23 protein-coding genes and 1 tRNA gene are annotated in these 25,603 nt (G+C 61.4%); 21 read left to right on the plus strand and 3 right to left on the minus strand.

Features of this window, described 5'->3' with window-relative positions; genetic code table 11:
* Positions 1 to 32 precede the first annotated feature (32 nt).
* From rpsD to mltG, 7 genes are all read left to right on the plus strand, one after another.
* Complete coding sequence (gene rpsD / locus H3T90_RS00625) at positions 33 to 659, plus strand: 30S ribosomal protein S4 (RefSeq protein WP_015021916.1); 627 nt, start codon at positions 33 to 35, stop codon at positions 657 to 659.
* 92 nt (positions 660 to 751) lie between these two features.
* Positions 752 to 1,420 carry a histidine phosphatase family protein gene (locus H3T90_RS00630; protein WP_198190849.1) on the plus strand — a complete coding sequence of 223 codons (669 nt, stop codon included), beginning with the start codon at positions 752 to 754 and terminating at the stop codon, positions 1,418 to 1,420.
* A gap of 92 nt (positions 1,421 to 1,512) precedes the next feature.
* Entirely contained in the window at positions 1,513 to 1,944 is a 432-nt protein-coding gene (locus tag H3T90_RS00635; RefSeq protein ID WP_198190848.1) for a DUF948 domain-containing protein, read from the plus strand.
* Complete coding sequence (locus H3T90_RS00640; protein ID WP_046322979.1) at positions 1,944 to 2,183, plus strand: hypothetical protein; 240 nt, start codon at positions 1,944 to 1,946, stop codon at positions 2,181 to 2,183. The genes H3T90_RS00635 and H3T90_RS00640 overlap by 1 nt, the downstream gene beginning before the upstream one ends.
* A gap of 166 nt (positions 2,184 to 2,349) precedes the next feature.
* Complete coding sequence (gene alaS, locus H3T90_RS00645) at positions 2,350 to 5,031, plus strand: alanine--tRNA ligase (protein WP_198190847.1); 2,682 nt, start codon at positions 2,350 to 2,352, stop codon at positions 5,029 to 5,031.
* A 7-nt stretch (positions 5,032 to 5,038) separates the two neighbouring features.
* Positions 5,039 to 5,521, plus strand: coding sequence for a Holliday junction resolvase RuvX (gene ruvX, locus H3T90_RS00650; protein WP_082097851.1), 483 nt, complete (start codon positions 5,039 to 5,041; stop codon positions 5,519 to 5,521).
* Positions 5,522 to 6,718 carry an endolytic transglycosylase MltG gene (gene mltG, locus H3T90_RS00655; RefSeq protein ID WP_232339342.1) on the plus strand — a complete coding sequence of 399 codons (1,197 nt, stop codon included), beginning with the start codon at positions 5,522 to 5,524 and terminating at the stop codon, positions 6,716 to 6,718. It abuts the gene before it with no gap.
* A gap of 52 nt (positions 6,719 to 6,770) precedes the next feature.
* On the opposite strand, the gene H3T90_RS00660 is transcribed toward mltG, so the two are convergent.
* Positions 6,771 to 7,244, minus strand: coding sequence for a prepilin peptidase (locus tag H3T90_RS00660; RefSeq protein ID WP_198229281.1), 474 nt, complete (start codon positions 7,242 to 7,244; stop codon positions 6,771 to 6,773).
* Positions 7,245 to 7,306: 62 nt separating this feature from the next.
* Here H3T90_RS00660 and aroC point away from each other — a divergent pair, with 62 nt between their 5' ends.
* The 12 genes from aroC (at position 7,307) to H3T90_RS00720 (ending at position 22,692) form a co-directional block, all read left to right on the plus strand.
* Positions 7,307 to 8,500 carry a chorismate synthase gene (gene aroC, locus H3T90_RS00665; protein ID WP_046322975.1) on the plus strand — a complete coding sequence of 398 codons (1,194 nt, stop codon included), beginning with the start codon at positions 7,307 to 7,309 and terminating at the stop codon, positions 8,498 to 8,500.
* Positions 8,501 to 8,513: 13 nt separating this feature from the next.
* Entirely contained in the window at positions 8,514 to 10,145 is a 1,632-nt protein-coding gene (locus H3T90_RS00670) for a bifunctional shikimate kinase/3-dehydroquinate synthase (protein WP_198229282.1), read from the plus strand.
* A 3-nt stretch (positions 10,146 to 10,148) separates the two neighbouring features.
* Positions 10,149 to 10,619 (plus strand): type II 3-dehydroquinate dehydratase, encoded by a 471-nt coding sequence (gene aroQ, locus H3T90_RS00675; protein ID WP_198190845.1) that lies wholly within the window; start codon positions 10,149 to 10,151, stop codon positions 10,617 to 10,619.
* A complete protein-coding gene (locus H3T90_RS00680; protein WP_198229283.1) occupies positions 10,616 to 13,159 on the plus strand; it encodes an excinuclease ABC subunit UvrA in 2,544 nt (847 codons plus the stop codon). The genes aroQ and H3T90_RS00680 overlap by 4 nt, the downstream gene beginning before the upstream one ends.
* Positions 13,160 to 13,224: 65 nt before the next feature.
* Complete coding sequence (locus H3T90_RS00685; protein WP_046322971.1) at positions 13,225 to 14,889, plus strand: CTP synthase; 1,665 nt, start codon at positions 13,225 to 13,227, stop codon at positions 14,887 to 14,889.
* 260 nt (positions 14,890 to 15,149) lie between these two features.
* Positions 15,150 to 16,604: a Fe-S cluster assembly protein SufB gene (gene sufB / locus H3T90_RS00690; RefSeq protein WP_081581024.1), complete on the plus strand. Its 1,455-nt coding sequence runs from the start codon at positions 15,150 to 15,152 to the stop codon at positions 16,602 to 16,604.
* A complete protein-coding gene (gene sufD / locus H3T90_RS00695) occupies positions 16,604 to 17,830 on the plus strand; it encodes a Fe-S cluster assembly protein SufD (protein ID WP_198190842.1) in 1,227 nt (408 codons plus the stop codon). The genes sufB and sufD overlap by 1 nt, the downstream gene beginning before the upstream one ends.
* A 1-nt stretch (position 17,831) precedes the next feature.
* On the plus strand, positions 17,832 to 18,611 hold the full coding sequence (gene sufC, locus H3T90_RS00700; protein WP_029678566.1) for a Fe-S cluster assembly ATPase SufC: 780 nt from the start codon (positions 17,832 to 17,834) through the stop codon (positions 18,609 to 18,611).
* 21 nt (positions 18,612 to 18,632) lie between these two features.
* A complete protein-coding gene (locus H3T90_RS00705; RefSeq protein WP_198229284.1) occupies positions 18,633 to 19,907 on the plus strand; it encodes a SufS family cysteine desulfurase in 1,275 nt (424 codons plus the stop codon).
* A gap of 60 nt (positions 19,908 to 19,967) precedes the next feature.
* The gene (gene sufU, locus H3T90_RS00710; RefSeq protein ID WP_046322968.1) at positions 19,968 to 20,555 is read left to right on the plus strand and encodes a Fe-S cluster assembly sulfur transfer protein SufU; all 588 of its coding nucleotides are present in this window, start codon (positions 19,968 to 19,970) and stop codon (positions 20,553 to 20,555) included.
* On the plus strand, positions 20,552 to 21,274 hold the full coding sequence (locus H3T90_RS09010; RefSeq protein ID WP_046322967.1) for a metal-sulfur cluster assembly factor: 723 nt from the start codon (positions 20,552 to 20,554) through the stop codon (positions 21,272 to 21,274). The genes sufU and H3T90_RS09010 overlap by 4 nt, the downstream gene beginning before the upstream one ends.
* A gap of 101 nt (positions 21,275 to 21,375) precedes the next feature.
* Entirely contained in the window at positions 21,376 to 22,692 is a 1,317-nt protein-coding gene (locus H3T90_RS00720) for a uracil-xanthine permease family protein (protein ID WP_110417249.1), read from the plus strand.
* A gap of 313 nt (positions 22,693 to 23,005) precedes the next feature.
* Here H3T90_RS00720 and H3T90_RS00725 read toward each other — a convergent pair whose 3' ends face one another.
* Together H3T90_RS00725 and H3T90_RS00730 are read right to left on the minus strand one after the other, a co-directional pair.
* Positions 23,006 to 23,881 (minus strand): TrmH family RNA methyltransferase, encoded by an 876-nt coding sequence (locus H3T90_RS00725; RefSeq protein ID WP_046322965.1) that lies wholly within the window; start codon positions 23,879 to 23,881, stop codon positions 23,006 to 23,008.
* A 238-nt stretch (positions 23,882 to 24,119) separates the two neighbouring features.
* Positions 24,120 to 24,208 (minus strand) — tRNA-Leu (locus tag H3T90_RS00730).
* Positions 24,209 to 24,327: 119 nt separating this feature from the next.
* Between H3T90_RS00730 and H3T90_RS00735 the strand changes: the two genes are divergently transcribed.
* Positions 24,328 to 25,128: a 16S rRNA (uracil(1498)-N(3))-methyltransferase gene (locus H3T90_RS00735; RefSeq protein ID WP_046322964.1), complete on the plus strand. Its 801-nt coding sequence runs from the start codon at positions 24,328 to 24,330 to the stop codon at positions 25,126 to 25,128.
* A gap of 87 nt (positions 25,129 to 25,215) precedes the next feature.
* Positions 25,216 to 25,563, plus strand: a complete 348-nt coding sequence (locus H3T90_RS00740) for a histidine triad nucleotide-binding protein (protein WP_046322963.1) — start codon at positions 25,216 to 25,218, stop codon at positions 25,561 to 25,563.
* Positions 25,564 to 25,603: the final 40 nt, after the last annotated feature.

Here is a 25,603-nt window from a genome sequence, read left to right on the forward strand (position 1 = left end):
GATAACGACAGAAGCAAGTAAGGATTGCATCAATGACTAACATTCAGCGTGCACGTCGGCAGGTCCGCCTGTCCCGTGCTCTGGGCATTGCCCTGACGCCCAAGGCCCAGCGCCTGTTCGAGAAGCGCCCCTATGGCCCCGGCGAGCACGGCCGCAGCCGTCGTCGCACCGAGTCCGATTACGCCGTTCGTCTGCGGGAGAAGCAGAGGCTGCGCGCCCAGTACGGCGTCTCTGAGAAGCAACTGCGTGCCGCCTATGAGCGGGGCACCCACGAGTCCGGCCAGACCGGTGCCGCAATGCTTCGCGAGCTGGAGTGCCGCCTGGATAACCTGGTCCTGCGCGCCGGCATCGCCCGCACCACCGCTCAGGCCCGTCAGTACGTGGTTCACCGCCACATCCTGGTCGACGGCAACATCGTGGACCGGCCCTCCTACAGGGTCAAGCCCGGCCAGACCATCCAGGTCAAGCCCAAGAGCCAGACCATGGTGCCCTTCCAGATCGCAGCAGAAGGCGTCCACCGGGATGTGCTGCCAGCAGTCCCCGGCTACCTGGACGTGGACCTGGCCTCCCTGAAGGCCAGTCTGGTCCGCAAGCCCGAGCCGGAGGAGATTCCGGTTCAGATTAACATCCAGTACGTGGTCGAGTTCTACGCTCGCTGACCGCCAGCAACTTTGGGGCCCCGGTTTGTCCGGGGCCCTTTGCATACCAAAATCTGCCGCTTCTGCCGAAGCATGGGTGGGATAATAGAGGCATGTTGCTCCATCTGTATGCTGTCCGCCATGGACAGACCTATTTCAATCGCTACAACCGTCTCCAGGGATGGTCCAACTCGCCGCTGACTTCATCGGGGCTGCAGGATGCCGACCGTGCAGGCCACAAATTGAGCCAGGTGAGCTTTGCGGCCGCCTACTGCTCGGACACCACACGCGCCCAAGAGACAGTCCACAGGATCCTGGACAAGAACCAGTCGGAGAAGAAGCCTGAGCCGGTCAGTGACAGCCACTTCCGTGAGCAGTTCTACGGCTATTTCGAGGGACAGGACATGGCCATGGCCTGGTGGGCTGCAGGCGCGCCTCATGGGGCTGGCACCTATCAGCAGATCGTGGACCGTTTCGGCCTGGCAGCCACCAGGGACTTCCTCAAGGAGGCAGATCCCTTTGGCGATGCCGAGTCCGACAACGAGTATTGGACGCGGATTGCCGGCGGATTCGCCCTGATTGCCTCCGGCCAGCACCTGAAGAATGACGACCGCGTCCTACTGATCTCGCACGGCAACACACTGCTTAGTTTGGTCAACCGCTTCGGCGGGGGCAGATATGACACCAGCAGCCGCCCAAGCAATGGAAGCGTCACCATATTCGACTTCGATACGGATGCCCCTTTTGAGCGGGCCCTGCAGGTACGGTCCTTCAATCGCTGAACCGGCTTCAACAGGCCGGTCATGTCCTGGACTGATAGACGGCGCGTGCTAGCGTTGTCCCCAGTATCGTACCAATGGAAGAGAGGTAGCAGATGGACGTAGGACAGATTGCCGGCCTGATAGCGGCTATTGCCTTCGCTATCCTGGCGGGGTTTCTGATCTATCCCCTGATTCGTCTGGGGAAGCTCTTCGATCAGCTGGCGCAGACCATCAAGCAGACGGGCGATCATGTGGTGCCCACCCTGGACGAGTCCACCAGCACGGTCACTCAACTCAACCAGACTCTGACTGACGTCAATCGCATCTCCGCAGCGGCCTCAACCACTGCAGGCAACGTCGGTGCTCTAACCGATCTGTACGGATCAATGCTGGGCAAGCCGGTCATCAAAGTAGCAGCCTTCCTATATGCCTTGCGCAAGACGATTTCGTCATTCCTTTCAGGAGGCCGTGACAACGCTGGAGTCCAGTCCTCAACAGCCAAAAAGGCCAATGACGGCCAAGGGAACGAGGGGAGGACCCGCTGATGTTCAAACGGATCTTCTGGCTGGGGTTGGGCGTGACAACAGGCGTGGTCCTGGTGACCAAGGCTGAGGCCTATGTGAGGGCCAATACCCCCAAGCGTGCCCGGGAATTCGTTCTGGGCGAGGACCAGGACCAGGTGGCCTCTCGGACCTTGTCCGGACTGGTGCGCCAATTCACCCAGACAATGCATCAGCGGCAGGACGAGCTGGACCGCCGCTATCTGGACCGTTTCCAGGGCTGAGCCTGGGGCGGACAGACCAGGACAGATGCACCTGGTCGGTGTAAAATCACCATATTCAGCTATGAGTCCGGAGTGCGGGCGACCTGCTCGTGCCCCGGACAACCGAGTCATTTGGACAACCCGCAAGCCCGTCGGCGTTCACCGGGTCTGAAGGAGCAGAAGCAGCATGCGCACATCGGAAATCGCCAAGCGTTTCCTCGATTATTTCCAGGGCAAGGATCATCTGGTGGTCCCATCCGCATCCCTGATCTCGCCCAATCCCACCACGCTCTTCACCATCGCCGGCATGGTCCCCTTCATCCCCTACCTGTTGGGGGAACAGACCCCGCCCAAGAGCCGGATGGCCAGCAACCAGAAGTGCGTGCGCACTCTGGACATCGACGAGGTGGGTAAGACCACCCGTCACGGCACCTTCTTCCAGATGCTGGGCAACTTCTCCTTTGGGGACTACTTCAAGGAGGAGGCCATCCACTACGCCTGGGACCTGCTGACCAAGCCCCAGGACCAGGGCGGCTACGGCTTCGACCCCGATACGATCTGGGTGACCACCTACACCGACGATGACGAGGCTCGCTCCCTATGGAAAAACGAGGGCTTCGACCCCGAGCACATGGAAATTTTGGGCATGGAGGACAACTTCTGGACCACCGGCGGCCCCGGCCCTGGCGGCCCTTGCTCTGAAATCTATGTGGACCGTGGGCCTGCTTATGGCAAGGAGGGCGGCCCCTCGGCCGATGAGAACCGGTACATCGAAATATGGGATCTGGTCTTCGAGAACTACGAGGTGGACAACGTCCGCTCCAAGACCGACCTGCACATCGTGGGCGAGCTGGAGCACAAGAACATCGACACCGGCGCCGGATTGGAGCGCCTGGCCTACCTGCTTCAGGGCAAGCAGAACATCTACGAGACCGACGAGGTCTATCCCGTCATCCAGGCGGCCGAAGGTCTGTCCGCTCGGCACTACGGCGATGACGCCCAGGATGACGTGCGCTTCCGTGTGGTGGCTGACCATGTTCGCTCGGCTTTGATGATCATGAGCGACGGCGTCCGTCCCAGCAACGTCGGCCGTGGCTATGTGCTGCGTCGTCTGCTGCGCCGGACCATCCGCTCCATGAAGATGCTGGGCGTGGACCAGGAGGTTCTGCCCCAGCTCTTCCCGGTCTCCAAGGAGGCCATGGCTCCCAGCTACCCAGAGCTCAACGACACCTTCTCCGAGGTGGCCGAATCGGCCTATGGCGAGGAGCTGGCCTTCCGCCGGACCCTGGACAAGGGGACCACCATTTTGGATACGGCCGTCAACAAGGCCAAGAGCGGGAAGGGCGACCCCGAGGTTTCGGGCAAGGATGCCTTTACCCTGCATGACACTTACGGCTTCCCCATCGAGCTGACCCTGGAGATGGCTGCCGAGCAGGGTGTCAAGGTGGACCAGGACGAGTTCCGAAAGCTCATGAATGAGCAGAAGTCCAGGGCCCGCGCCGATGCCATGAAGAAGCGGCACAACGTCGATCTGAGTGTCTACGACGATATGCGCAAGAGTCTGGACGAGCCTCAGGTCTTCCTGGGCTACACCGACTTCTCCAGCCGCTCGACCGTCCTGGGCATCATCCAGGAGGGCAAGGGGGCGGTTCCGGCTGTCAAGGCACCTGCTCAGGTTGAGGTTATTCTGGACCGCTCGCCCTTCTACGCCGAGGCCGGCGGCCAGCTGGCCGACCAGGGTGAGATATTGACCGACGATGGAGCCGTCCTGGAGGTGGACGACGTGCAAAAGCCCATCAAAGGGCTGACCATCCACCGCTGCCGGCTGACTGAAGGAACGCTGATCCTGCAGGCCAAGGTCACGGCCACCATCGACCGGAACCGGCGCGGCGCCATCGCCCGCTCGCACACCGCCACGCACATGGTCCATAAGGCTCTGCGAGAGGAACTGGGTCCCCAGGCCACGCAGCGCGGTTCCGAGGATGCACCCAACAGGCTGCGTTTCGACTTCCAATGGTCGCAAGCTCCCAGCCGCCAGGCCATGGATGCGGTGGAATCCCGTGTCAACGACCGCCTGCGGGACAACCTGGCCGTGACCGCGCAGGAGATGAAGTATGACGATGCCATCGCCCTGGGCGCCATGCATCTGTTCGGGGAGAAGTACGGCGACGTGGTCCGTGTGGTCTCCATTGGCGAGGACGGCTGGAGCCGTGAGCTCTGCGGGGGAACCCATGTGGATCACGTGGGCAAGATCGGTGCGGTCTCCATCATGTCCGAAGCCTCGGTGGGTACCGGTGTTCGTCGTGTGGATGCCGTGGTGGGCCAGGGCGCTTACGAGTACAACGCCCGTGAGCACGCCCTGGTCTCTCAGCTTTCCGACAAGCTCAACGCCCGCCCTGACGAGCTTGAGTCAAGGATTTCGGCCCTGCTGGCCAAGCTCAAGGAGTCCGACCGCCGACTGGCGGCCACCTATGAGCAGCAGATGGCCCAGGCTGTGCCCGAACTGGCCAACCAGGCCTTGCATGCCCCGGGCGAGGTCAAGGTTGCATCCCGGAACATGGGACATTTCGGCTCGGTCGATGCTCTGCGCAAGACGGTGACCGACCTGCGGGCCCGCATGGGCGAGGAGTACCCGGTTGTGGTCGCACTGGCCGGTGTAAGCGAGGATGGCAAGCCCGTCATCTTCGTAGCCACCAACCAGGCGGCCCGTGACCGCGGTCTCAGGGCCGGCGATTTGGTCAGGACGGCTTCCAAGGTCCTGGGAGGCGGCGGTGGGGGCAAGCCTGACTTTGCCCAGGGTGGCGGCCAGGATGCCTCGGCCATCGATCGGGCCTTGAAAGCCCTGAGTGATCAGGTCCAAGAAGGCTGAGCTTCCCGTGGGATCACAGACAGCCGTGTGGCTGGGGGTGGATCTTGGTGAGGCCAGGGTGGGTCTGGCCCTGTCGGACCCGGAGCTGACCCTGGCCTTTCCCGCTGGCAACATCAAGGTTCAGGGCGACTACTTCCAAGCCCTGGACCAGGTGGAAGACCTGATTATGGACAAGTGTGTTTCCAAGGTTGTAGTCGGACACCCCTTGCTTCTGAGCGGCCAGGCTGGTCGCAGCGCAAAAAAGGCGGCCCGTTGGGTGCGTGCATTGACTGGACGCCTGCAGGAGGCCGCCCAGGATGCCGACATTGCCCCTGAGCAGCTGCCCAGTGTAGTATTGCGAGACGAACGACTGACGACCGTCAGCGCCCATCGTCAGCTATATGATGCCCGCGTGGACGGGCGAAGACATCGTCCCGTGGTCGATCAGCAGTCCGCTGTTGTGCTGTTGCAGTCGGCCCTGGACGACCAACGTGCCGACAAGGAGTGCTAATTGGCCGACGACATGCAGGAATTCTTCCAGAACAAAGTTCAGTGGGTTACCGATGGGCAGGCCCCGGTTTCCGCCATGCCGCCGCGTCCTCCTCATTCGCGCCGTGAAATGCGCCGTCGGCGCGAAAGGCGCAAGCATCGCAAGCAGATCATGATCGTTATCATCGCCCTGGCTGTTGTGCTGGCCACCTCATGCGTAGTGATTCTGGTAGGCGGGCTGCGTCATGGCGCCCCTAGGATCGTAGCCACCAAGGAGGTCGCCCCTGACTATCCAGGTCCCGGCGGACAGCCGCTGGAGTTTACTGTCGAGAGCGGTCAGGGTGCTGATCAGGTGGGTGCCAATTTGGTCAAGGCCGGGGTGGTCAAGTCCACGGCAGCCTTCCTGCACGCCATCACCAGTACCCAGTCCGAATCCAGGCTTCTGCCCGGCGTTTTCGATCTGCGTTTGCGGATGAAGGCCTCGGATGTGGTTGCCATTCTGACTGACAGCAGCAAGGCTGGAGGCTTCCTGCAGGTGCGGGCCGGCGAACGGGTCCGCGACGTGGTCGCCCGGGCCGCCCAGCTTTCCGGTGTTCCGCAGAGCGAATTCGACACCCTGATTCAAGCCAAGGGCGAGGGCATCCTGCCCCAGGAGGCACAGGGCAACTTCGAGGGGTGGCTGCAACCTGGCGAGTACGACGTGCGCAAAGCCGGGTCGGCCAAGGCCATTTTGAGCAATCTGGTGTCCAAGCGAATCGAGCACCTGGACCAGTTGGGCGTGCCCGGTGGTCAGGATCGGCAGACCATACTCAATACGGCCTCCATCACCGAGGCCGAGGTCAACAAGTCGGAATACTACAGCAAGGTGGCCCGGGTCATAGAAAACCGATTGGCCAAGGGGATGCCCTTGGGCATGGACAGCACCGTGGCATACTCCAACAATGTCTCCGCCTTGAAGCTGACCGATGCCATGTTGAAGAACGCCGATGACCCCTACAACACCAGGGTCCATCCGGGTCTGCCTCCAGGCCCCATCGGCAGCCCTGGGGATGAGGCCATCCAAGCAGTCATGCACCCTGAGTCGGGCGACTGGCTCTATTTCGTCACTGTGAACATGGATACAGGAGAGACCAGGTTCAGCGACAACCAGGATCAGTTCAACCGGGATGTCAAGGAGTACAAGGCCTGGGAGTCCCAGCACAACCAGCAGGGCGAGTAGCGCTTTTTCCCTGGATTTCAAGGTCTCAATTGTCAACTAGATGCATACGGCATTAGAAGGCATTGATTATTAAGGCCGTTACCGCTGCGGCGAGGATGATCGGGACATAGGCCAGCGAGAGTGGGGTGTTTGTTCTGTCTGATCTGCGGCGGCGTGCCAACCAGACCAAAGCCAGCGCGACCAGTCCCAGCAGCCCCATCATCAACCACCAAACCAGGATGGTTGTCCATCCCAGAACTGACAGGCTCAGGGCGACCAGACCCGTGGCGGTCACGTCGCCCAGTCCCAGGGCGCCGGGTCGGACCAGGGCCAGCAAAAACTGAAGGCCTGCAGAGGTCAGAGTCAATAGCAGGCACTGCGCGAGCAGCATCGGCCGACCTTGGATCAGCGCAAATGCCAGCAGGATCACGGTCTGCAACACCATTCCCAAGAGCACCAGAAGACGTGGGACTCGCCGGGAGCGGATGTCGATCAGGGCCAGGAGGAGGGCGGTCAGCAGTCCAGGTGCTGGGATGAGGTAGACCATCTTCTAAGATAATCATACGTAGCCCTAACCTGGCAAACGATGAACGAACGAGGAGCTTGAATATGTTGCGCTGGCAGACGGCAGGGGAATCCCATGGAGAGGCCCTAGTGGCCATGTTGGAGGGTCTGCCCGCCGGGGTTGCCGTGTCCACCAAGGATATTGAATCAGCCCTGGCTCGCCGCCGGTTGGGCTATGGTCGCGGGGCCAGGATGGGCTTTGAGCAGGACCGGGTGCGACTGTTGACCGGTGTCAGGCATGGACGGACGCTCGGTTCGCCAGTGGCCATCGAGATCGGTAACACTGAGTGGCCCAAGTGGGAGCAGGTGATGAGTGTGGACGAGCTGCCTGCCGATCAGGAGCCTCCGGCCACCGGTCGTAATGCACCACTGACCAGGCCCAGACCCGGCCACGCCGATCTGACCGGTATGCGCAAGTATGGGTTTACAGATGCGCGTCCGGTACTTGAGCGTTCCTCGGCCAGGGAGACTGCCTCCCGGGTTGCTCTGGGATCGGTGGCTGCCGACTTCCTGCAGCAAGCCTTGGGCATACGAACTGTCTCCCATGTCATCTCTATAGCCGGTGTCGGCTTGGAGGGTCATGAAGTCACGCCCGGCCCTGAGGACGCACCCGCCTTGGATGCCTCGCCGGTCAGGACTCTGGACAAGGACGCTGAGAAGCGGATGATGGCCAGAATCGATCAGATCAAGAAGGACGGCGACACCGCTGGTGGGGTCTTCGAGGTCATCGCTTATGGCGTGCCTGCGGGCTTGGGCACTTATGTGGAGGACGACCGGCGTTTGGATGCGGCCCTGGCCAGCGCCTTCATGGGCATTCAAGCCATCAAGGGCGTGGAGATCGGCGACGGATTCAGCGAGGCTGATCGTCCAGGATCGCAGGCCCATGACGAAATGGAGCCCGGTCCTGACGGCACCATTCGCAGGCTCAGCAACCATGCAGGCGGTCTGGAGGGTGGCACGTCCAACGGCCAGCCCATTAGGGTGAGGGCCGCCATGAAGCCCATCTCCTCGGTGCCGCGGGCTCTGCGTACGGTGGATGTGGCCACCGGACTGCCTGCCCAGGCCATCCATCAGCGTTCCGATGTGACCGCCGTGCCTGCCGCTGCAGTGATCGGCGAAGCTATGATGAACCTGACCCTGGCGCGATTCGCTTTGGAGAAGTTCGGCGGCGACTCGCTCGAAGAGGTTCGGCGCAATGCCCAGGCCTACCTTCAGTCCTGGCCCGAGCATCTGCGGTGAGGGGCGGTCTTGCATGATTGAAAGCAACAGCATGCCCAAGGCCGTCGTCATCGGCATGCCCGGTGCGGGCAAGACCCGTCTGGGCAGGGAGACAGCCACCCTGATCAAAGCGCCCTTCCGGGACACGGACCAGTGCATTGAGGAAGAGGCAGGCCAATCGGTCAGTGAGATCTTCGACGCTCAGGGCGAGCAGGCTTTCCGAGACATGGAGACCGGGGTGATACTGGACCTGCTGAAGGACTTTTCCGGTGGAATCCTGTCCTTGGGAGGAGGTGCTCCAATGAGCACCGAGGTCTTTCAGGCGCTGCAGGAATATCGGCGGGCAGGCGGAGCTGTGGTCTACCTGCAGATCGACCCGGAGGAGGGGGTCAGTCGGGCGGTTCGGTCGGATCATCGCCCCCTTCTTCGCGGTGCCGCATCGGAGCGCTGGATGGCCCTCTATCGTGAGCGCCGCAGCGTCTACCAGGAGCTGGCCACCATCACCCTCAAATCCAGGAACACCACCCCCCGGGCCCTGGCCCGTCGTCTGGCCGATGCCTTGACTGAGCGGGTGGTTCACGTAAGCGGTCCCGACCCCTACGATGTCAGGATCGGTGCAGGAGTGACCGGGCGGTTGCATGAGATGCTTGGAGACCAGGCCATGCGCGTGGCCCTGATTCACACCCAGCCCGTCCAGCGCCATTCCGACCATGCCAGGGCCCTCCTCCGTCAGGCCGGGTATCAGGTCGTGGATCTGACCATTCCCGATGCGGAGGCCGGCAAGACCATTCAGGTCAGCCAGGGTATCTGGGAGCGCCTGGCCACCGAGGGCTTCACCCGTTCCGACGCGGTTGTAGGACTAGGTGGGGGAGCGGCTACAGACCAAGCTGGGTTCATCGCCGCCACCTGGATGCGAGGTATCCGTTATGTGAACTGTCCGACCTCTCTGCTGGCCATGGTCGATGCCTCTACCGGAGGCAAAACCGGCATCAACCTGGAGCAGGGCAAGAATCTGGTCGGCAGCTTCTATACCCCTGCCGGTGTCCTGGCTGATCTGCGAACCCTGCGGACCCTGCCCAATGAGATTTTTGTAGAGGGCCTGGGCGAGGTGGCCAAGTCTGGTTTCATCATGGACGGCGGCATTCTGAGTGAACTTGAGGAGCGGGCCGACTCCCTTCGTTCCTTCGATGGGCAGGAGTCCGACCAGTCGTTGGGCACGGTGGTCCAGGATCTGATTGAACGCACCGTAGAGGTCAAGGCCCGGCATGTCTCAGTGGACCTCAAGGAATCCGGCTTGCGGGAGTTCCTCAACTATGGTCACACCCTGGGCCACGCCATCGAGAAGATCGAACACTTCACCTGGCGGCATGGTCAGGCCGTGTCCGTGGGCATGGTCTTCGCAGCCGAGTTGGCCAGGATCACCGGCCACCTGGATCAGGATGCGGTCGACTACCACCGGCGGCTTCTTTCCTCCCTAGGCTTGCGAACCTGGTGGAATGGGGGAGACTTCGACCAGGTACTGGCGCTCATGCATAGGGACAAAAAGGCCCGCGGCAACAAGTTGCGGTTTATCATTCTTGATGGTTTGGGCGAACCCACCCACCTGGACGACCCGCCGGTTTCGGCGCTCAAGGAGGCCTTCCAGGCCATACGCAAGGAGGAATGACAGATGGCGGATGCCGACAAGGGCAGGCAGACGGTTCTGGTGGTCAACGGACCCAACCTGGGTCGGCTGGGAGTGCGCGACCCTGATGTTTACGGTCGTCAGGATCTGGCTACTCTGACCCGTGACTGCGAAGACTGGGGTCAGCAACTGGGTCTGGATGTCCAGGTGCTGCAATCGGACGACGAAGGCCAGGTCATTCGCTGGATGCATCAGGCCGTGGACCAGGGCAGCGCAGTGGTGCTCAACCCGGCGGCTTTCACCCACTACAGCTACGGGCTTGCCGATGCCGCCGTTCAGGTCACCCAAGCAGGGTTGCCGCTGATGGAGGTTCATATTTCCAATCCTTCGTCCAGGGAGGCCTTCCGCCGACGCAGCGTCATCTCACCGGTGGCCACCGGCACCATCACCGGCATGGGCTTCTATGGCTACCGGCTTGCCCTGGAAGCTGTGGCCCATCTGTTGGAGAGCGCATGAGTGAGAGTGGAGAGACCGGCAAGAAACTCTCCGCACCGCCCAAGGCCATCCTTGTCCGCGGCGCCAGGGTCCACAACCTGCACAATCTGGATGTCGACATTCCTTTGAATCACTTGGTGGGCATTGCCGGGGTCTCGGGCTCCGGCAAGTCCTCCCTGGCTCTGGGGGTCCTCTACGCCGAGGGGTCCCGGCGTTATTTGGAATCCTTATCCACCTACACCAGGAGGCGGATGACCCAGGCCCAGCGCCCCCAGGTGGACTCGGTGCGCTTTCTGCCGCCGGCTTTAGCTCTGCGTCAACGGCCGGGCGTGGGAGGCATGCGCTCCACTTTCGGCACCGCCACCGAGCTACTCAACGTACTTCGGCTGATGTTCTCACGGCTGGCCAGCCATGTCTGCCCCAATGACCATCGCCAGGAGCCCACCCTGGCTGTGGCAGCCGAGATACCCATCGCCTGCCCTACTTGCGGTGCTAAAGTGGAGCCTCCCAGCGCTGAGGAGCTGGCTTTCAACTCTCTGGGAGCCTGCCCTACCTGCCAGGGGACCGGGACCGTGCGCGAGGTGGACGATGCCACCCTGGTTCCCGATGACAGTCTGACTATCGACCAGGGTGCCGTGGTGCCTTGGCGAACCTTCGGTTTCAACGTCCAGCCAGACATCGTCCGCGAGTTCGGAGTCCGCACCGACGTACCTTGGCGGGACCTGACCGATCGGGAGCGGAAGATCGTTTTCGAAGGGCCGGCTGAGAAGAAGCACATCACCATCACTTCGGTCAAGGGGGTTCACGAGCTGGACTTCACTTTCCGCAACGCACGCTTGACCGTGACCGAGGAGCTCAAGAGGGCTAATGATGACAAGCGACTGGCCAAGGTGGCCAAGTTTCTGACTGAGCGGACCTGCCCGGACTGCAAGGGTACCCGGCTCAACCAGCGAGCGCGTCTGCCTGAGATCAATGGGGACAATCTGGCCGCGGTTACCTCCTGGCCTCTGGACAAGGTGCTGGGCTGGGGACGAAAGTTGCCGCCCACGCTGCCTGAACCCATGCAGCCCATGGCTTCGGCCCTATGCAAGACCCTGGACGAGATGGGCAGGCGGTTGATTCAGTTGGGACTGAGCTACCTGACCTTGGACCGCTCCAGCACATCCCTGTCCACAGGTGAGAGGCAGCGGGCCCAGCTAGCCAGGGCGGTGCGTAATGAGACCACAGGCGTGCTCTATGTGCTGGACGAGCCCTCGACCGGTCTGCATCCTGCCAACCTGGAGGGGCTTATAGGGGTCATGCGCGACCTGTTGGCTGATGGCAATTCGGTGGTTTTCGTCGACCACGATGTCAAGGTACTAGAATCGGCCGATTATCTGATCGAAATGGGTCCCGGGGCAGGGGAGCGCGGCGGCAGGATCCTGGCCCAGGGAGCTCCTGAACGGATCGCTGCAGACCCGGGCTCGCGCATCGCAGGTTTTCTGGATGGACGCGAGCCGGTTCTGGTAAGGGACCGTCACCCTATGCCTGCAGAGGATGGATGGATTCGTATGCAGTCAGGACTCATTCACACGGTCCGCCCTCTGGATCTGGCCATTCCTCGTGGGTGCATGACGGCTGTTACCGGCGTATCCGGCTCAGGCAAGACCACCATGATCCTGGAGTCCTTGGTCCCGGCCCTGCAGGCTTGCATCCAGGGCGACCCCATGCCCAAACATGTGCACAGTCTGGACCCAGCCGGCATCGACAGGGTTCGTCTGGTGGATTCCTCGCCCATAGGCATCAACGTGCGCTCCACGGTGGCCACCTACTCAGGGCTCATGGACCGGTTGCGCCGCCTCTTCGCGGCCACTGACCAGGCGAAAAAGGACAAGCTGGGCATCTCAGCATTCTCATACAACACAGGATCACTGCGCTGTCCCCAGTGCGACGGAACCGGCCAGATCAGCCTGGACGTGCAGTTCCTGCCCGACATCCCCATCACCTGCCCCAGCTGTCAGGGTCGTCGATACCGTCCGGAGGCCGAGCATTACCGTCTGTCCACACCGGCACACTCCAAGCCGCTGAGCCTGCCCGATCTGCTGGCCATGGAGGTGGGCCGGGTCCTGGAGGTCTTTGCGCAGGGCCGCGAGTACACGGCCATTCGCCGAGGCTTGCAGACCTTGAAAGACCTGGGCCTTGACTACTTGACCCTGGGAGAGGACACTCCCTCCCTGTCTGGCGGAGAGGCCCAGCGGCTGAAGCTGTCCAACGAATTGGGCCGCAGGCAGAATGGTTCCATGTTCGTCCTGGACGAGCCCACCACAGGTCTGCATCCCTTGGATGTGCGCGTCCTGATTGGAGTGCTGGAGCGTCTGGTCAGCAAGGGGGCCACGGTGGTCTTCATCGAGCACGATCTGGATATGATCGCCAACGCCGACCATGTGGTCGATATGGGTCCGGGCGGCGGCGATCGTGGCGGAAGAATCGTAGCTCAGGGCGACCCTGAATCTGTGGCCCGCAACCCTGATTCAGTGACCGGTCGCTACCTGGCTGACCACCTGCATCTGAGTCGTCCCTGAAACCTTCCGTTCTCCTCGAGTGTTGGCCGGTTTCTGGTCGCTCCTGCCTGATAGGCTGAAGTTCCATGGTCAGAGAACATGGAAATTCGCAAGGGCATATCACCAAACACATTTTCGTCACCGGCGGCGTGGTTTCTTCACTGGGCAAGGGACTGACCGCATCATCTCTGGGCCGACTGCTGAGAAGCCGCGGAATCCGCGTTCTTCAACAGAAGCTGGATCCCTACATCAACGTCGATCCGGGGACCATGAACCCCTTCCAACACGGCGAAGTCTACGTGACCGAGGATGGGGCCGAAACCGATCTGGACATCGGCCACTATGAGCGTTTCACCGATGTCTTCCTCTCCCAGAAGGCCAACGTGACCACCGGTCAGATTTACCAGTCTGTTCTGCGTAAGGAGCGGGCGGGGGAATACCTGGGCCAGTGCGTCCAGGTCATTCCCCACGTGACCAACGAAATCAAGAGCCGCATGCGGGCCCAGGCCAGCGACGATGTGGACGTGATCATCACCGAGATCGGCGGGACTGTGGGCGACATCGAGTCCCAGCCCTTCATGGAAGCCGCCCGCGAGGTGCGTCGGGACATCGGCCCGGACAACTGCATGTTCGTCCATGTCTCCCTGGTGCCCTACGTGGCCGCCGCCCACGAGCTCAAGACCAAGCCCACCCAGCACTCGGTCATGGCCCTGCGCCAGCTGGGCATCGCCCCCGATGCCCTGGTGCTGCGCTCCGACCGGCCGCTCAATCAAGGCATCAAGGACAAGATCTCCCTCATGTGCGACGTGGATGCCGAGGGCGTAGTCAACTGCGTGGATGCGCCCAGCATCTACGACGTGCCCAAGATCCTCTATAAGGAGGGCCTTGACACCTACGTGGTGCGTAAGCTGGGGTTGCCCTTCCACGACGTCGACTGGAACGAGTGGGAGGACCTGCTGGACCGAGTCCACAATCCCCGTACCAAGGTGGCCATCGCCATCGTGGGCAAGTACATCGACCTGCCTGATGCCTACCTGTCGGTTATCGAGGCGCTGAAGGCCGGCGGCTTCGCCAACCGTTCCCAGGTCCAGGTCAAGCTGGTGGCAGCCGACACCTGCGAGACCATGGATGGTGCCCGCAAGGCCCTGGAGGGCGTGGATGGCATCGTGGTTCCCGGCGGCTTCGGCATCCGCGGCATCGAGGGCAAGATTGGCGCCCTTCGCTACGCCCGCGAGACTGGCCTGCCTGCCCTGGGACTCTGCCTGGGTCTGCAGTCCATGGTCATCGAGTTCGCCCGCCACGTCCTGGGGCTGGAGGACGCCAACTCCTCGGAGTTCGAGCCTGACTGCGAAAACCCGGTCATCGCCACCATGGAGGAACAGAAGGATATCGTGGCCGGCCATGGCGATATGGGCCACACCATGCGGCTGGGCGCCTACCCGGCAGTGCTCAAGCCCGACTCCCTGGTGGCCCGGCTCTATGGCTCCACCGAGATCTCCGAGCGTCACCGCCACCGCTACGAGGTCAACGTGGCCTACAAGGAGCGGCTGGACAAGGCCGGCCTGCACATCTCGGGCACCAGCCCGGACGGGCAGCTGACCGAGTTCGTAGAGCTCTCCCAGGACCAGCATCCCTTCTATGTGGGCACCCAGGCCCACCCGGAGTTCAAGTCCCGGCCCACCAAGCCGCACCCCCTCTTCGCCGGCCTGGTCAAGGCCAGCCTAGAGCACGGAGGCCAGGAGGCCGCCTGAGGTCAATCCGTTTTCAAAAACGTTGACTATGATCGCCCGTTTCCCTCTTATGGGAAGCGGGCGATTGTCCGTATCGGTACTGTTGTCAAGAGGAAGGGCCGGATTCCTTAGAGAGCGTAAGCCGGGGTCTGGCGGTTCACTATGGTCCCGGTTATCCTGTAATGGTGTGAACGGCCGCATATGGCGGCCGTGCGTGTGTTAGGAGGTCTCAGCTCGTGGACAGCACCTCGCAGCGGACAGACACATCGCGGGATGTGGAAATGAGCCAGTACGTGGCCGACCGCTCCCGCGTCAACGAAGAAAAAATCAAAAAAGACGACCAGATCATCTCCGAGTTCGGCGACTATACCTATGGCTGGCACGACTCCGATGATGCCGGGCGCAATGCCCACAAGGGCATTGACGAGGACGTGGTCCGGGCCATCTCGGCCGACAAGGGCGAGCCTGATTGGATGCTGCAGATGCGTCTCAAGGGCTATCGGGCCTTCATGGAAAAGCCCATGCCCAAGTGGGGCGTGGATTTAAGCGGGTTCGATGCCGACGACTTCAAGTACTATGTCAAGCCTTTAAAGGAGCAGGCCAAGGACTGGAAGGACCTGCCCGACGACATCCGTACCACCTATGACCGGCTGGGCATCCCCGAGGCCGAGAAGAAGCGGCTGGTCTCCGGTGTTGCCGCCCAGTACGAGTCTGAGGTCATCTACAACTCCATTCGCGACGACTTGCGCAAACAAGGGGTCATCTTCCTGGATACGGACACGGCCTTGAAAGAGTACCCGGACCTCTTCCGCAAGTACTTCGCCACGGTCATCCCCCCGGACGACAACAAGTTCGCCGCACTGAACACGGCGGCCTGGTCGGGCGGATCCTTCGTCTACGTGCCCAAGGGCGTCCATGTGGACATCCCCCTGCAGGCCTACTTCCGTATCAACACACCCAACATGGGCCAGTTCGAGCGCACGCTGATCATTGCCGACGAGGGTTCCTACGTCCATTACGTGGAGGGCTGCACAGCACCCATTTACTCCACTGACTCTTTGCACGCGGCCAACGTGGAGATTGTGGTCGAACCTCATGCACGTGTGCGCTACACCACGGTCCAGAACTGGTCCAACAACGTTTACAACCTGGTCACTCAGCGTGCCTATGTGCGCGAGGGCGGCACCATGGAGTGGGTGGACGGCAACATCGGGTCCAAGGCGACCATGAAATATCCGGCCTGCATCCTGGCCGAGCCCTACGCCAAGGCCGAGACCCTCTCCCTGGGCTTCGCCGGCAAGGGGCAGTACCAGGACACGGGCGCCAAGATGATTCACCTGGCACCCCATACCTCATCCACCATCGTCTCCAAGTCCATCTCCCGCAACGGGGGAAGGGCCGCTTACCGAGGCCTGGTCAAGATCATCAAAGGCGCCGAGAAGTCCTCTTCTTCGGTGGTCTGCGACGCCTTGCTGGTGGACGACTACTCTCGTTCGGATACCTACCCGCACGTGGATGTTCGCGAGGACGACGTTTCCATGGCTCATGAGGCCACCGTCTCCAAGGTCTCCGAGGACCAGCTCTTCTATCTGATGAGCCGCGGCCTGGAGGAGAAGGAGGCCATGGGCATGATCGTGCGGGGGTTCGTGGAGCCCATTTCCCGGCAGCTGCCCATGGAGTACGCGTTGGAGCTTAACCGCTTGGTCGAATTGCAGATGGAGGGTTCGGTAGGCTGATGTCACAAAACAGCGAAATAACCATTCCGCATGCGGATCCCAAGGATCCCTATGCTTTCCCGGCCACCATGCCGTCCAGTGCCGACAAGGAGCCACGTTCCTTCAACCCTGATGACTTTCTCATGCCTACCCGCAAGCAGGATGATTGGCGGTTCACCCCCATCGACCGGATGGAGGAGTTCTTCACTGTCTTCAAGCCCAGCGGTCTGACCAAGGTCTCAGTCACCATGATCGACGGGTCCGAACCGCCCGCGGATCAGGTCAGCTTCAGCCAAATTCCTATGGATCAGGCTCCCTGCGGCACCGTCCTCAAGCCCAGCGACCGAGCGGCAGCCGTGGAGTGGGCGAGCGGTAAGCAGGCGACTGTGGTCAACCTCAAGGGCACGCTGGATCAGCCTGTGCTGGTCCGTGTCAACGGTGGCGGCCCCGAACTCGATGCTTTCCACTTGGTGATCAAGGCCGAAGCGGGCACCAAGGCCGATCTGGTGGTCGAGCACCAGGGCCAGGCACGTCTGGCTGAGGGGGTTGAAATCGACATCGGTGACAATTCGCAGATGTCGACCACCTTCATTCAGGAGTGGGACAAGGGCAGCAAGCATGTAGGCAACCACCGCATTCATCTGGGCGCCGAGGCCTCCCTGCGCCACTCTGTGGTCAGTCTGGGCGGCGATGTCGTGCGGCTGCGCATGGACCAGGACTTCGGCGGCGAGCAGGGCGACCTGAACATGCTGGGCATCTACTTCGTCGATCCCGGCCAGCACATGGAGCACCGGACCATGGTGGTGCACAACCATCCCAATTGCAAGTCCCGTGTGGTCTACAAGGGTGCCTTGGACGGAATCGGCGCGCACACCACCTGGGTGGGCAACGCGCTCATTCAGCCGACTGCGCCTGGAACCGACTCATACGAGCTCAACCGGAACCTGGTTCTGACCCCTGGGGCCATCGCCGATTCCGAGCCCAACCTGGAGATCGAGAACGGCGACATCATCGGGGCAGGCCATGCGAGTTCGGTCGGACGCTTCGACGACGAGGAGCTCTTCTACTTGCAGTCCCGCGGCATTCCCGAGCAGGAAGCCCGCAAGCTGGTGGTTCGAGGCTTCTTCGGTGAACTGGTGGAGGAGATTGACGTCCCCAGCGTCTCCGGGCACCTGATGGGGGTCATCGACCGCAGGCTGGCGGCCGGCGAGGATCAAGAGATGCAGCACGTTTTGGAGGAGAACTGACATGTCCACATTGGAAATCAAGGATCTGCACGTCTCGGTGGAGACCAAGGAGGGTCGCAAGCAGATCCTCAAGGGGGCCACGCTGACCGTCCACTCCGGTGAGACCCACGCCATCATGGGGCCCAACGGGTCGGGCAAGTCCACCCTGGCCTACACCCTGGCCGGGCATCCCAAGTACGAGGTGGATTCAGGCCAGGCCCTGCTGGATGGGCAAGATCTGCTCAAGATGACCCCAGACGAGCGAGCCAAGGCCGGGCTCTTCTTGGCCATGCAGTACCCGGTCGAGGTGCCCGGTGTATCCATGACCAACTTCCTGCGTACCGCCAAGACCGAGGTCGACGGCAAGGCCCCGGCCATCCGTCAGTGGACCAAGGATCTGAATGAAGCCATGAAGCGGCTACGCATGGATCCCAAGTTTGCCCAGCGCTCGGTCAACGAGGGCTTCTCAGGCGGCGAGAAGAAGCGTGCCGAGGTCCTGCAGCTGGAGCTGCTCAAGCCTAAGTTCGCCATCCTGGACGAAACCGACTCCGGTCTGGACGTGGATGCCCTGCGCATCGTCTCCGAAGGGGTCAACAGGGCCAAGGAGAATACCGGCATGGGTGTGCTCATGGTTACCCACTACACCAGGATTCTCAAGTACATCAAGCCTGACATCGTCCACGTTTTCGCAGATGGCCGCTTTGTGAAGACCGGTGGCCCTGAGCTGGCCGACACCCTGGAGGAGACCGGGTACGACCAGTACCTGCCCGAGGGCGCCGACTCTGAATCAGCCCTGGCCTGAGGATAAGAGAAGAGGTCCGCAATGGTCATTGATGACAGCATTCGACAGCAGTTTCCGATTCTGGACCAGCAGGTGCATGGCCACCCTCTGGTCTATCTGGATTCGGCTGCCACTGCCCAGAAACCCCTGGCGGTCATCGATGCCGTTCGGGACTTCTACCTGAAGGACAATGCCGGGGTGCACAGGGGCGCCCACGAACTGGCCGCCCGCAGCACCATGGCTTTCGAGCACGCGCGCTCACGTGTGGCTGCCCTGGTCGGCGCAGAAGGCCAGGAGGGCAGCGAGGAGATTGTCGTCACCGCCGGGGCCACGGCTGCTCTGAACCTGCTCGCCACCGCCTTCGGCAACGCCAGTCTGGGTCGCGGAGGCAAGGCGGCGCGTCGATTTGCGCTGAAGCCCGGGGATGAAGTCGTGGTCAGCAAGGCCGAGCACCACTCGGTCCTGCTGCCCTTCCAGGAGCTCTGCTATCGGACCGGAGCAGTCCTCAAGTACTTTGATCTGGACCCTGAAGGCCGTGTTCTGGCCGATACCGCCGACCAGGTCATTACCGAGCGAACCAAGGTGGTCGCCGTCACCCACGTCAGCAATGTGACTGGTGCCATCACTGACATAAAGCCCATCGTCCGCCGTGCCCATCAGGTGGGTGCCCTGGTGGTGCTTGACGTTTGCCAGTCGGTGCCTCATCTGCCTGTGGATCTGCACGCCATGGATGTGGACTTCGCTGCCTGGAGCGCCCACAAGATGTATGGCCCGACCGGTGTGGGCTTCCTCTATGGCCGTAGGGAACTCCTGGAGGCCCTGCCTCCGGCATCATTCGGCGGTTCCATGGTGGAGTTGGCCTATCTGGATCGTCCTGCCAGCTATATGGATCCCCCGGCTCGGTTCGAGGCCGGTACACAGCCGGTGGCACAGATGATCGGGGCCGGAGTAGCCGCCGATTGGCTGATGGATTTGGGCATGGATAAGGTGGCCGAACATGAGAAGGCCATCACCGCCGGTCTGTTGAGGCTGGGGGAGTTGGACGGAGTGCGCATCCTAGGTCCGACCACACCAGAGGACCGGATCGGCACGGTCGCTTTCGACGTTCAGGGAGTCCATCCCCACGACGTAGGCCAGTATGTGGATTCGCGTGGTATTGCCATCCGCGTAGGGCACCACTGCGCTCAGCCGGTGCATCGTCACTTTGGCCTGATGGCCTCCAACCGGGCCTCTACCGGCGTCTACAATACTGTGGCCGACACGGATGCCCTGCTGGATGCCGTCTCCGGCGTTCGCGGCTTCTTCAAAGTAGGCTGAGGGTCTTCACCGGCGGCACATTGACGGTTTTAGCAAAGACTTACTGGTAGGTTTAAGGACATGGCGGATTTCGGGATGGATGACGAAGAACTGGAGCAGATGTACCAGGAGGTGATTCTGGACGCAGCCCGTGATCCTCACGGGCGCGTAGGGGATCAGGCTGATGGGGGAGAAGACTCCGATGGCGACGGCGTGACCATCCGGGTGGAGCACGAGGCCTGCCTGGCTGCCGAGTCCCATCAGTTCAACCCCACCTGCGGGGACCAGGCCACCATCCATGTGGAAGTGGCGCCTGGCGAGCAGGGCGGCCCCGACCTCATCCAGCGAATCGTCTGGCAGGGTTCGGGTTGTTCCATCAGCCAGGCCAGTCTGTCCATCATGGTGGATCTGGTCCAGGGGCAGACTGTTGATCATGCCATGGACCTGGCTGCTGACTTCCGCAGGCTCATGGAATCTCGCGGAGCCGGACTTGAGGATGAGCAGGCCCAGGACGCTCTTGGCGATGCCATGGTCTTCCAGGGTGTGTCCAAGTACCCCATGCGAATCAAGTGCGCTCTACTGGGCTGGGAAGGCATGAAGGCCTCGGTAGCCCAAGCCCTGTCAGCTGGACGTGAGGGCAGCGAAGGTGAGAAGGAGGAGCAGGTATGAGCGGCAATACGAATCTGGTTCCCGAGCCACAGGACTCCATTCTGGCCTCGGTTGGCAGAGCCATCAGTGATCCTGGCACGGCGCAGGCGCTGGCCAGCAATCCCTTGGGCGCGGAGACAGTCCTGAAATCGGCCGAGGGCACTTCCATGCGTAAGGTCGATGGCCGGGAGGATAAGAAGTCCGATTCGGCCAAGTCTGACGATAAGCCTGTTGACACAGCTACCCCTGAAGCTTCCACTGAAGGTGCGTCGGCTGGACAGGGTTCGAATGTAGAATCCGCGGAAAGTGTGTCAGCCACCAATGGTGAGAAGCCTGCGGATCAGAATGCCGCTGATGCCGAGGCTGCTGCTGAGGAGGCCATCCCTCTGAAGGCAGTTGACGACATCGGCCGGGCCACTGCAGAGGATGTCAGGGAGGCCCTGCACCAGGTCATCGATCCCGAGTTGGGTATTGATGTGGTCGATCTGGGCTTGGTCTATGGCATTGAAATCGACGAACTGGGACGGGCCATCATCACCATGACCCTGACCACGCCGGCCTGCCCGTTGACTGACCTGATCGAGGATCAGTGTGCCAGCGTCCTGGCGGGCCTGGTCGAGGAGTTCCGCATCGATTGGACCTGGTCGCCACGTTGGACCCTGGACATGATCACCCCTGAGGGTCGTGAACAATTGGCCGCCATCGGCTTCAACTTCGAGAACATGCCCACCTATCAGTGAGACCATCCGCCCGGTAGATGGTTTCGGGTCCTCCCATGTGAATATACTGATGATTCCGGTCCGCCGTGACCGGCACGGCGCACGAGAGAAAGCACAGTGAAATGGCATTGTCCATGGGCTGGAAACTGCACGGCGACGGGAAAACATTAGCTCCGGGCGAAGTGGTGGAACCCGATGAGCGACTCACATGGCCACGTACGGCTGGCATCGGTGCGCAGCATGTCATTGCCATGTTCGGCTCCACTTTCCTGGTTCCCATTCTGACTGGATTCGACCCCTCCACCACCCTCTTCTTCACGGCCATGTCCACGGCCCTCTTCCTGCTGATCAACCGCAACCGTCTGCCCTCCTACCTGGGCAGCTCCTTCGGCTTCATCGCCCCGGTCCTGGCAGTGACCACCGCCCACAAGGGTCTGGCTGTGGCCTCCTTCGGGATCATGGTCACCGGCGCCCTGCTCTTCCTGATTGGTCTGATCGTCCACTTCGCAGGTTCGCGATGGATCGATATGATTATGCCCCCGGTGGTCAACGGTGCCATCGTCGCCATCATCGGCTTCAACCTGGCCCCCTCGGCCTGGAAGAACTTCAAGTCGGCCCCGCTGACCGCCCTGATCACCCTGGTGGCTGTTATGCTGATAGCCGTCCTCTTCAAGGGCCTGATCGGCCGTCTCAACATCCTTTTGGGCGTCATTGTCGGCTACATCTTCGCAGTCACCCAGGGCCAGGTGGACTTCGCTGCTGTGGAAAAGGCTGCCTGGTTCGGTCTACCTCACTTCCACACTCCTCAGGCCGACCCATCTGTCTTGGCCATGTTCATCCCCGTGGTGCTGGTCCTGGTGGCCGAGAACATCGGTCACGTCAAGTCGGTGGCCCTGATGACCGGCCGAGATTATGACGATCAGATCGGAACCGCCCTGATGGCCGACGGACTGGGCACTACGCTTGCCGGGCTGGGTGGAGGCTCGGGCACCACTACTTACGCAGAGAACATCGGCGTCATGGCCGCCACCAAGGTCTACTCCACGGCCGCCTACTGGTGTGCCGCCATCTTTGCCTTCCTGCTCTCCCTGTGCCCCAAGTTCGGGGCCATTATCAACACCATTCCCACCGGCGTTCTGGGCGGGGTCACCACCATGCTCTATGGCATGATCGGCATGCTGGGCATCCGTATCTGGGTGGAGAACAAGGTGGACTTCGGCAAGTCCGTCAACATGACTGTGGGTGCCGTCGTCATGATCGTGGGCATCGCGGACTTCACCTTCGCGGTGGCCGGAGTCAGCTTCAACGGCATCGCCATCGGCTCGGTTGCCACCCTCATCATGTACCACGGTTTGAAGGCCATCGGCCGCTGGCGGGGGACCATCGACCCTGACGACTACATCCATGAGGATTCGCAGGCTGTCTCAAAAGAGGGCTGATTGCGTAGGGTCATCCGTTTTCCTTGGTCGCCTCATGTTCGGATGTTGTCTGTGATCAGGCATCGCCTGATGCCAAGGGTCGTCTGATGTCAAAGATTGTCTGGTACTAAGTGCTCGACCCGGCCATGGAGTGAAGCGACTGAGGCACCATGAATCTGCTATGTAGTACGGGCTCGATTTACAAGCTCAGTCAGTCGCTTAGTGGGTTCAGTTGGTTGCCAGACATCAGTTGGCTGCCAGAGATCAGTTGGTCGGCTCGGTCAGTTTGTTAACGAGCTCAACTGGCTGGCTGGGCTTAGTTGCCAGACTTGGTTCAGCCAGCATGCTTGGGTCTGGTCGCGTAAAAGGCCACGGCACTTGAGGCTGCTACATTCAGGCTGTCCACCTCGTGGCTCATGGGGATGCGCACGGTCAGGTCCGCCCGGGCGATGGTCCTGTGGCTCAGCCCGTCGCCTTCGGTACCGAATATCAGGGCCAGGCGATCGATCTGGTCAGTCCCTGGTCCTAGGCGTTCAGCCAATTCATCCAGGCTGATGGCATCCCGGTTCAGGGCCATGGCCGCCGTGGTGAAGCCGAGATCATGGAGTTGGCGCATGCCTTGGTTGGGCCAGGCGTGGACGTCGTCGCCGCCAATCCTGGTCCAGGGAACCTGAAAGACCGTGCCCATTGAGACCCGTGCGGCCCTGCGGTAAAGGGGATCGGAGCAGGAGGGGGTGACCAGGACCGCATCCACCTGCAGGGCTGCCGCAGAACGCATCAGGGCGCCGATGTTGGTGTGATCAACGATGTTCTCCATGACGGCCACCCGCTTTGCCGAGCGGCAGATCTGCTCTACTGTAGGCAGAGGCCAGCGTCGCATGGCGGCCAGCGCGCCCCGATGCAGCCGGTACCCGGTTATGGTCTTGAGCTGAGCAGGACTGGCCACGTAGATGGGAACGTTGGGTCCAAAGGCTGCGTCCACCTGGTCGAACATGGAGCTCATTCCCTCAAGCCAAGGCTCCTCGACCAGGAAGGAAATGGGCTCAACCCCGGCATCCAGGGCACGGGCGATGACCTTGGGGGACTCGGCGATGAACAGACCCTTGGCTGGTTCCAGACGATTGCGCAACTGCGGCTCGGTCAGCCTGGTGTAGGCCTCGATTCTGTCGTCCTCGATGGAGTCGATTCTCACCTTCAGCACGCCTGCCATACCTCCTTCTGGTTCTGACAACAGCATAGGCGGCGCGACCGAAAACCAAGTCTTGATCATTTCGGTGAAGAAGTCAGACGACAAGTCAAAAAGAGCCGTATGGATCAGCTGCCTGAATCAAAGCCACGATTCCAGCCATACATGGATTTACGAATTCTATATGTGACACTGATTCTCAGCAAATATATAAATTAGAAAAGATACGAACCTCAGCAGTCACCAACGACGTGGAATCGAGTGTCCGGAACGGGAGTTGAACCCGTACGCCTGTATATATATAGGCACTAGCACCTCAAGCTAGCGCGTCTACCATTCCGCCACCCGGACAGGTGCGTAATCGCAACGGAAATAATCATAGCATCTCAGGCGGCATTGCGCACTGGTCGATTGGGGGAGCGTGTCGTCGTAGGCGAGTGCTTTTCGGCAGCGGGCTGTAGCCTAACACCATGACCGCACCCCTCTTCCTGCTGGATCCCGACCATGATGATTCCCCATTGGCCAGTGATGAGCTCCATACAGGCTGGCGCCTGACCCTGCCCGAGCACATCCGTCGCCATGCCCTGGGCTCCATGAGGCTGAAGAACGGGGACCAGCTGGATCTTTCAGACGGAGATGGACTGCGCATCAGCGCCCTGGTCAGGGATGCATCGACCGGCTTGGTGGAGGTCACCACTGTAGGACGCCAGGCACCTCCCGAGAAGGAATTGATTCTTGTTCAGGCTCTGGCTAAGGGCGGTAGGGACGAGCAGGCCATCGACATGGCTACCCAGATCGGGGTGGATCAGGTCATGCCCTGGCAGGCTGACCGGTCCATAGCCAAATGGCGGCCCGGCCGCAACGACCGGCACTGGCAGACCACCTTGGACGCGGCTACCGAACAGAGCCGAAGGTCCTACCGTCCTCGACTGCTGGACAAGGTGGACAGTCATGGTCTCGCATCTTGGTGCCGGAAGGCGACCGATCAGGGACGTCTGGTCCTGGTACTGCACCAGGATGCCGACCTTGGATGGGATGCGGTCCGCAAACGCGTAAATAAGCTGCCGTCGGGCTCGTCGGTTGCCATAGTTGTGGGGCCCGAAGGAGGCATTGCCGATCAGGAGATTCAGGGCATGATGAGGCAGGGGGCCCTACCGGTCCGGCTGGGGGGCAACATCCTCCGTGCCGCTTTGGCCGGACCTGTGGCCTTGACCCTTCTGGCGGACATGCTGGGTCGTTGGCAGTCAGAAGCCCCTGAGCTCAGCGCATGAAGTCGCGCGCAATATACGACCTCGACAATAAGATGGGTAACAGCGAAAACGCCAAAAAGCCATGTCGGCAAACGGTAAGGAGTGGTCATGAGCGATGACGATCGACAGGAGGACTGCATTTTCTGCAAAATCGTGGCAGGGGAGGTCCCCAGTGAAAAGGTCTATGAGGATGAGACCGTCTACGCTTTCAAGGATGCCAACCCCAAGGCCGCCGTCCATGTCCTGATCGTCCCGCGTCACCACTACGCGTCCGTGGCTGAATTGGCCAAGGCCGATCCCAACACCCTGGCCCACATCGTCCAGGTGGCGCAGCAGATCGCCGACCAGGATTTCCACGGAGCCTACCGGCTGATCTTCAACACGGGGGAGGATGCCGGCCAATCGGTCTTTCATGTCCACGCCCACGTCCTGACCGGACAGGTGCTGCCCGAGTGAAGCCCATGTTCACCATCGTCATCGTGCAGGAAGGGAATCC

The organism is Bifidobacterium polysaccharolyticum (assembly GCF_016101585.1).
GTDB lineage: Bacteria > Actinomycetota > Actinomycetes > Actinomycetales > Bifidobacteriaceae > Bombiscardovia > Bombiscardovia polysaccharolytica.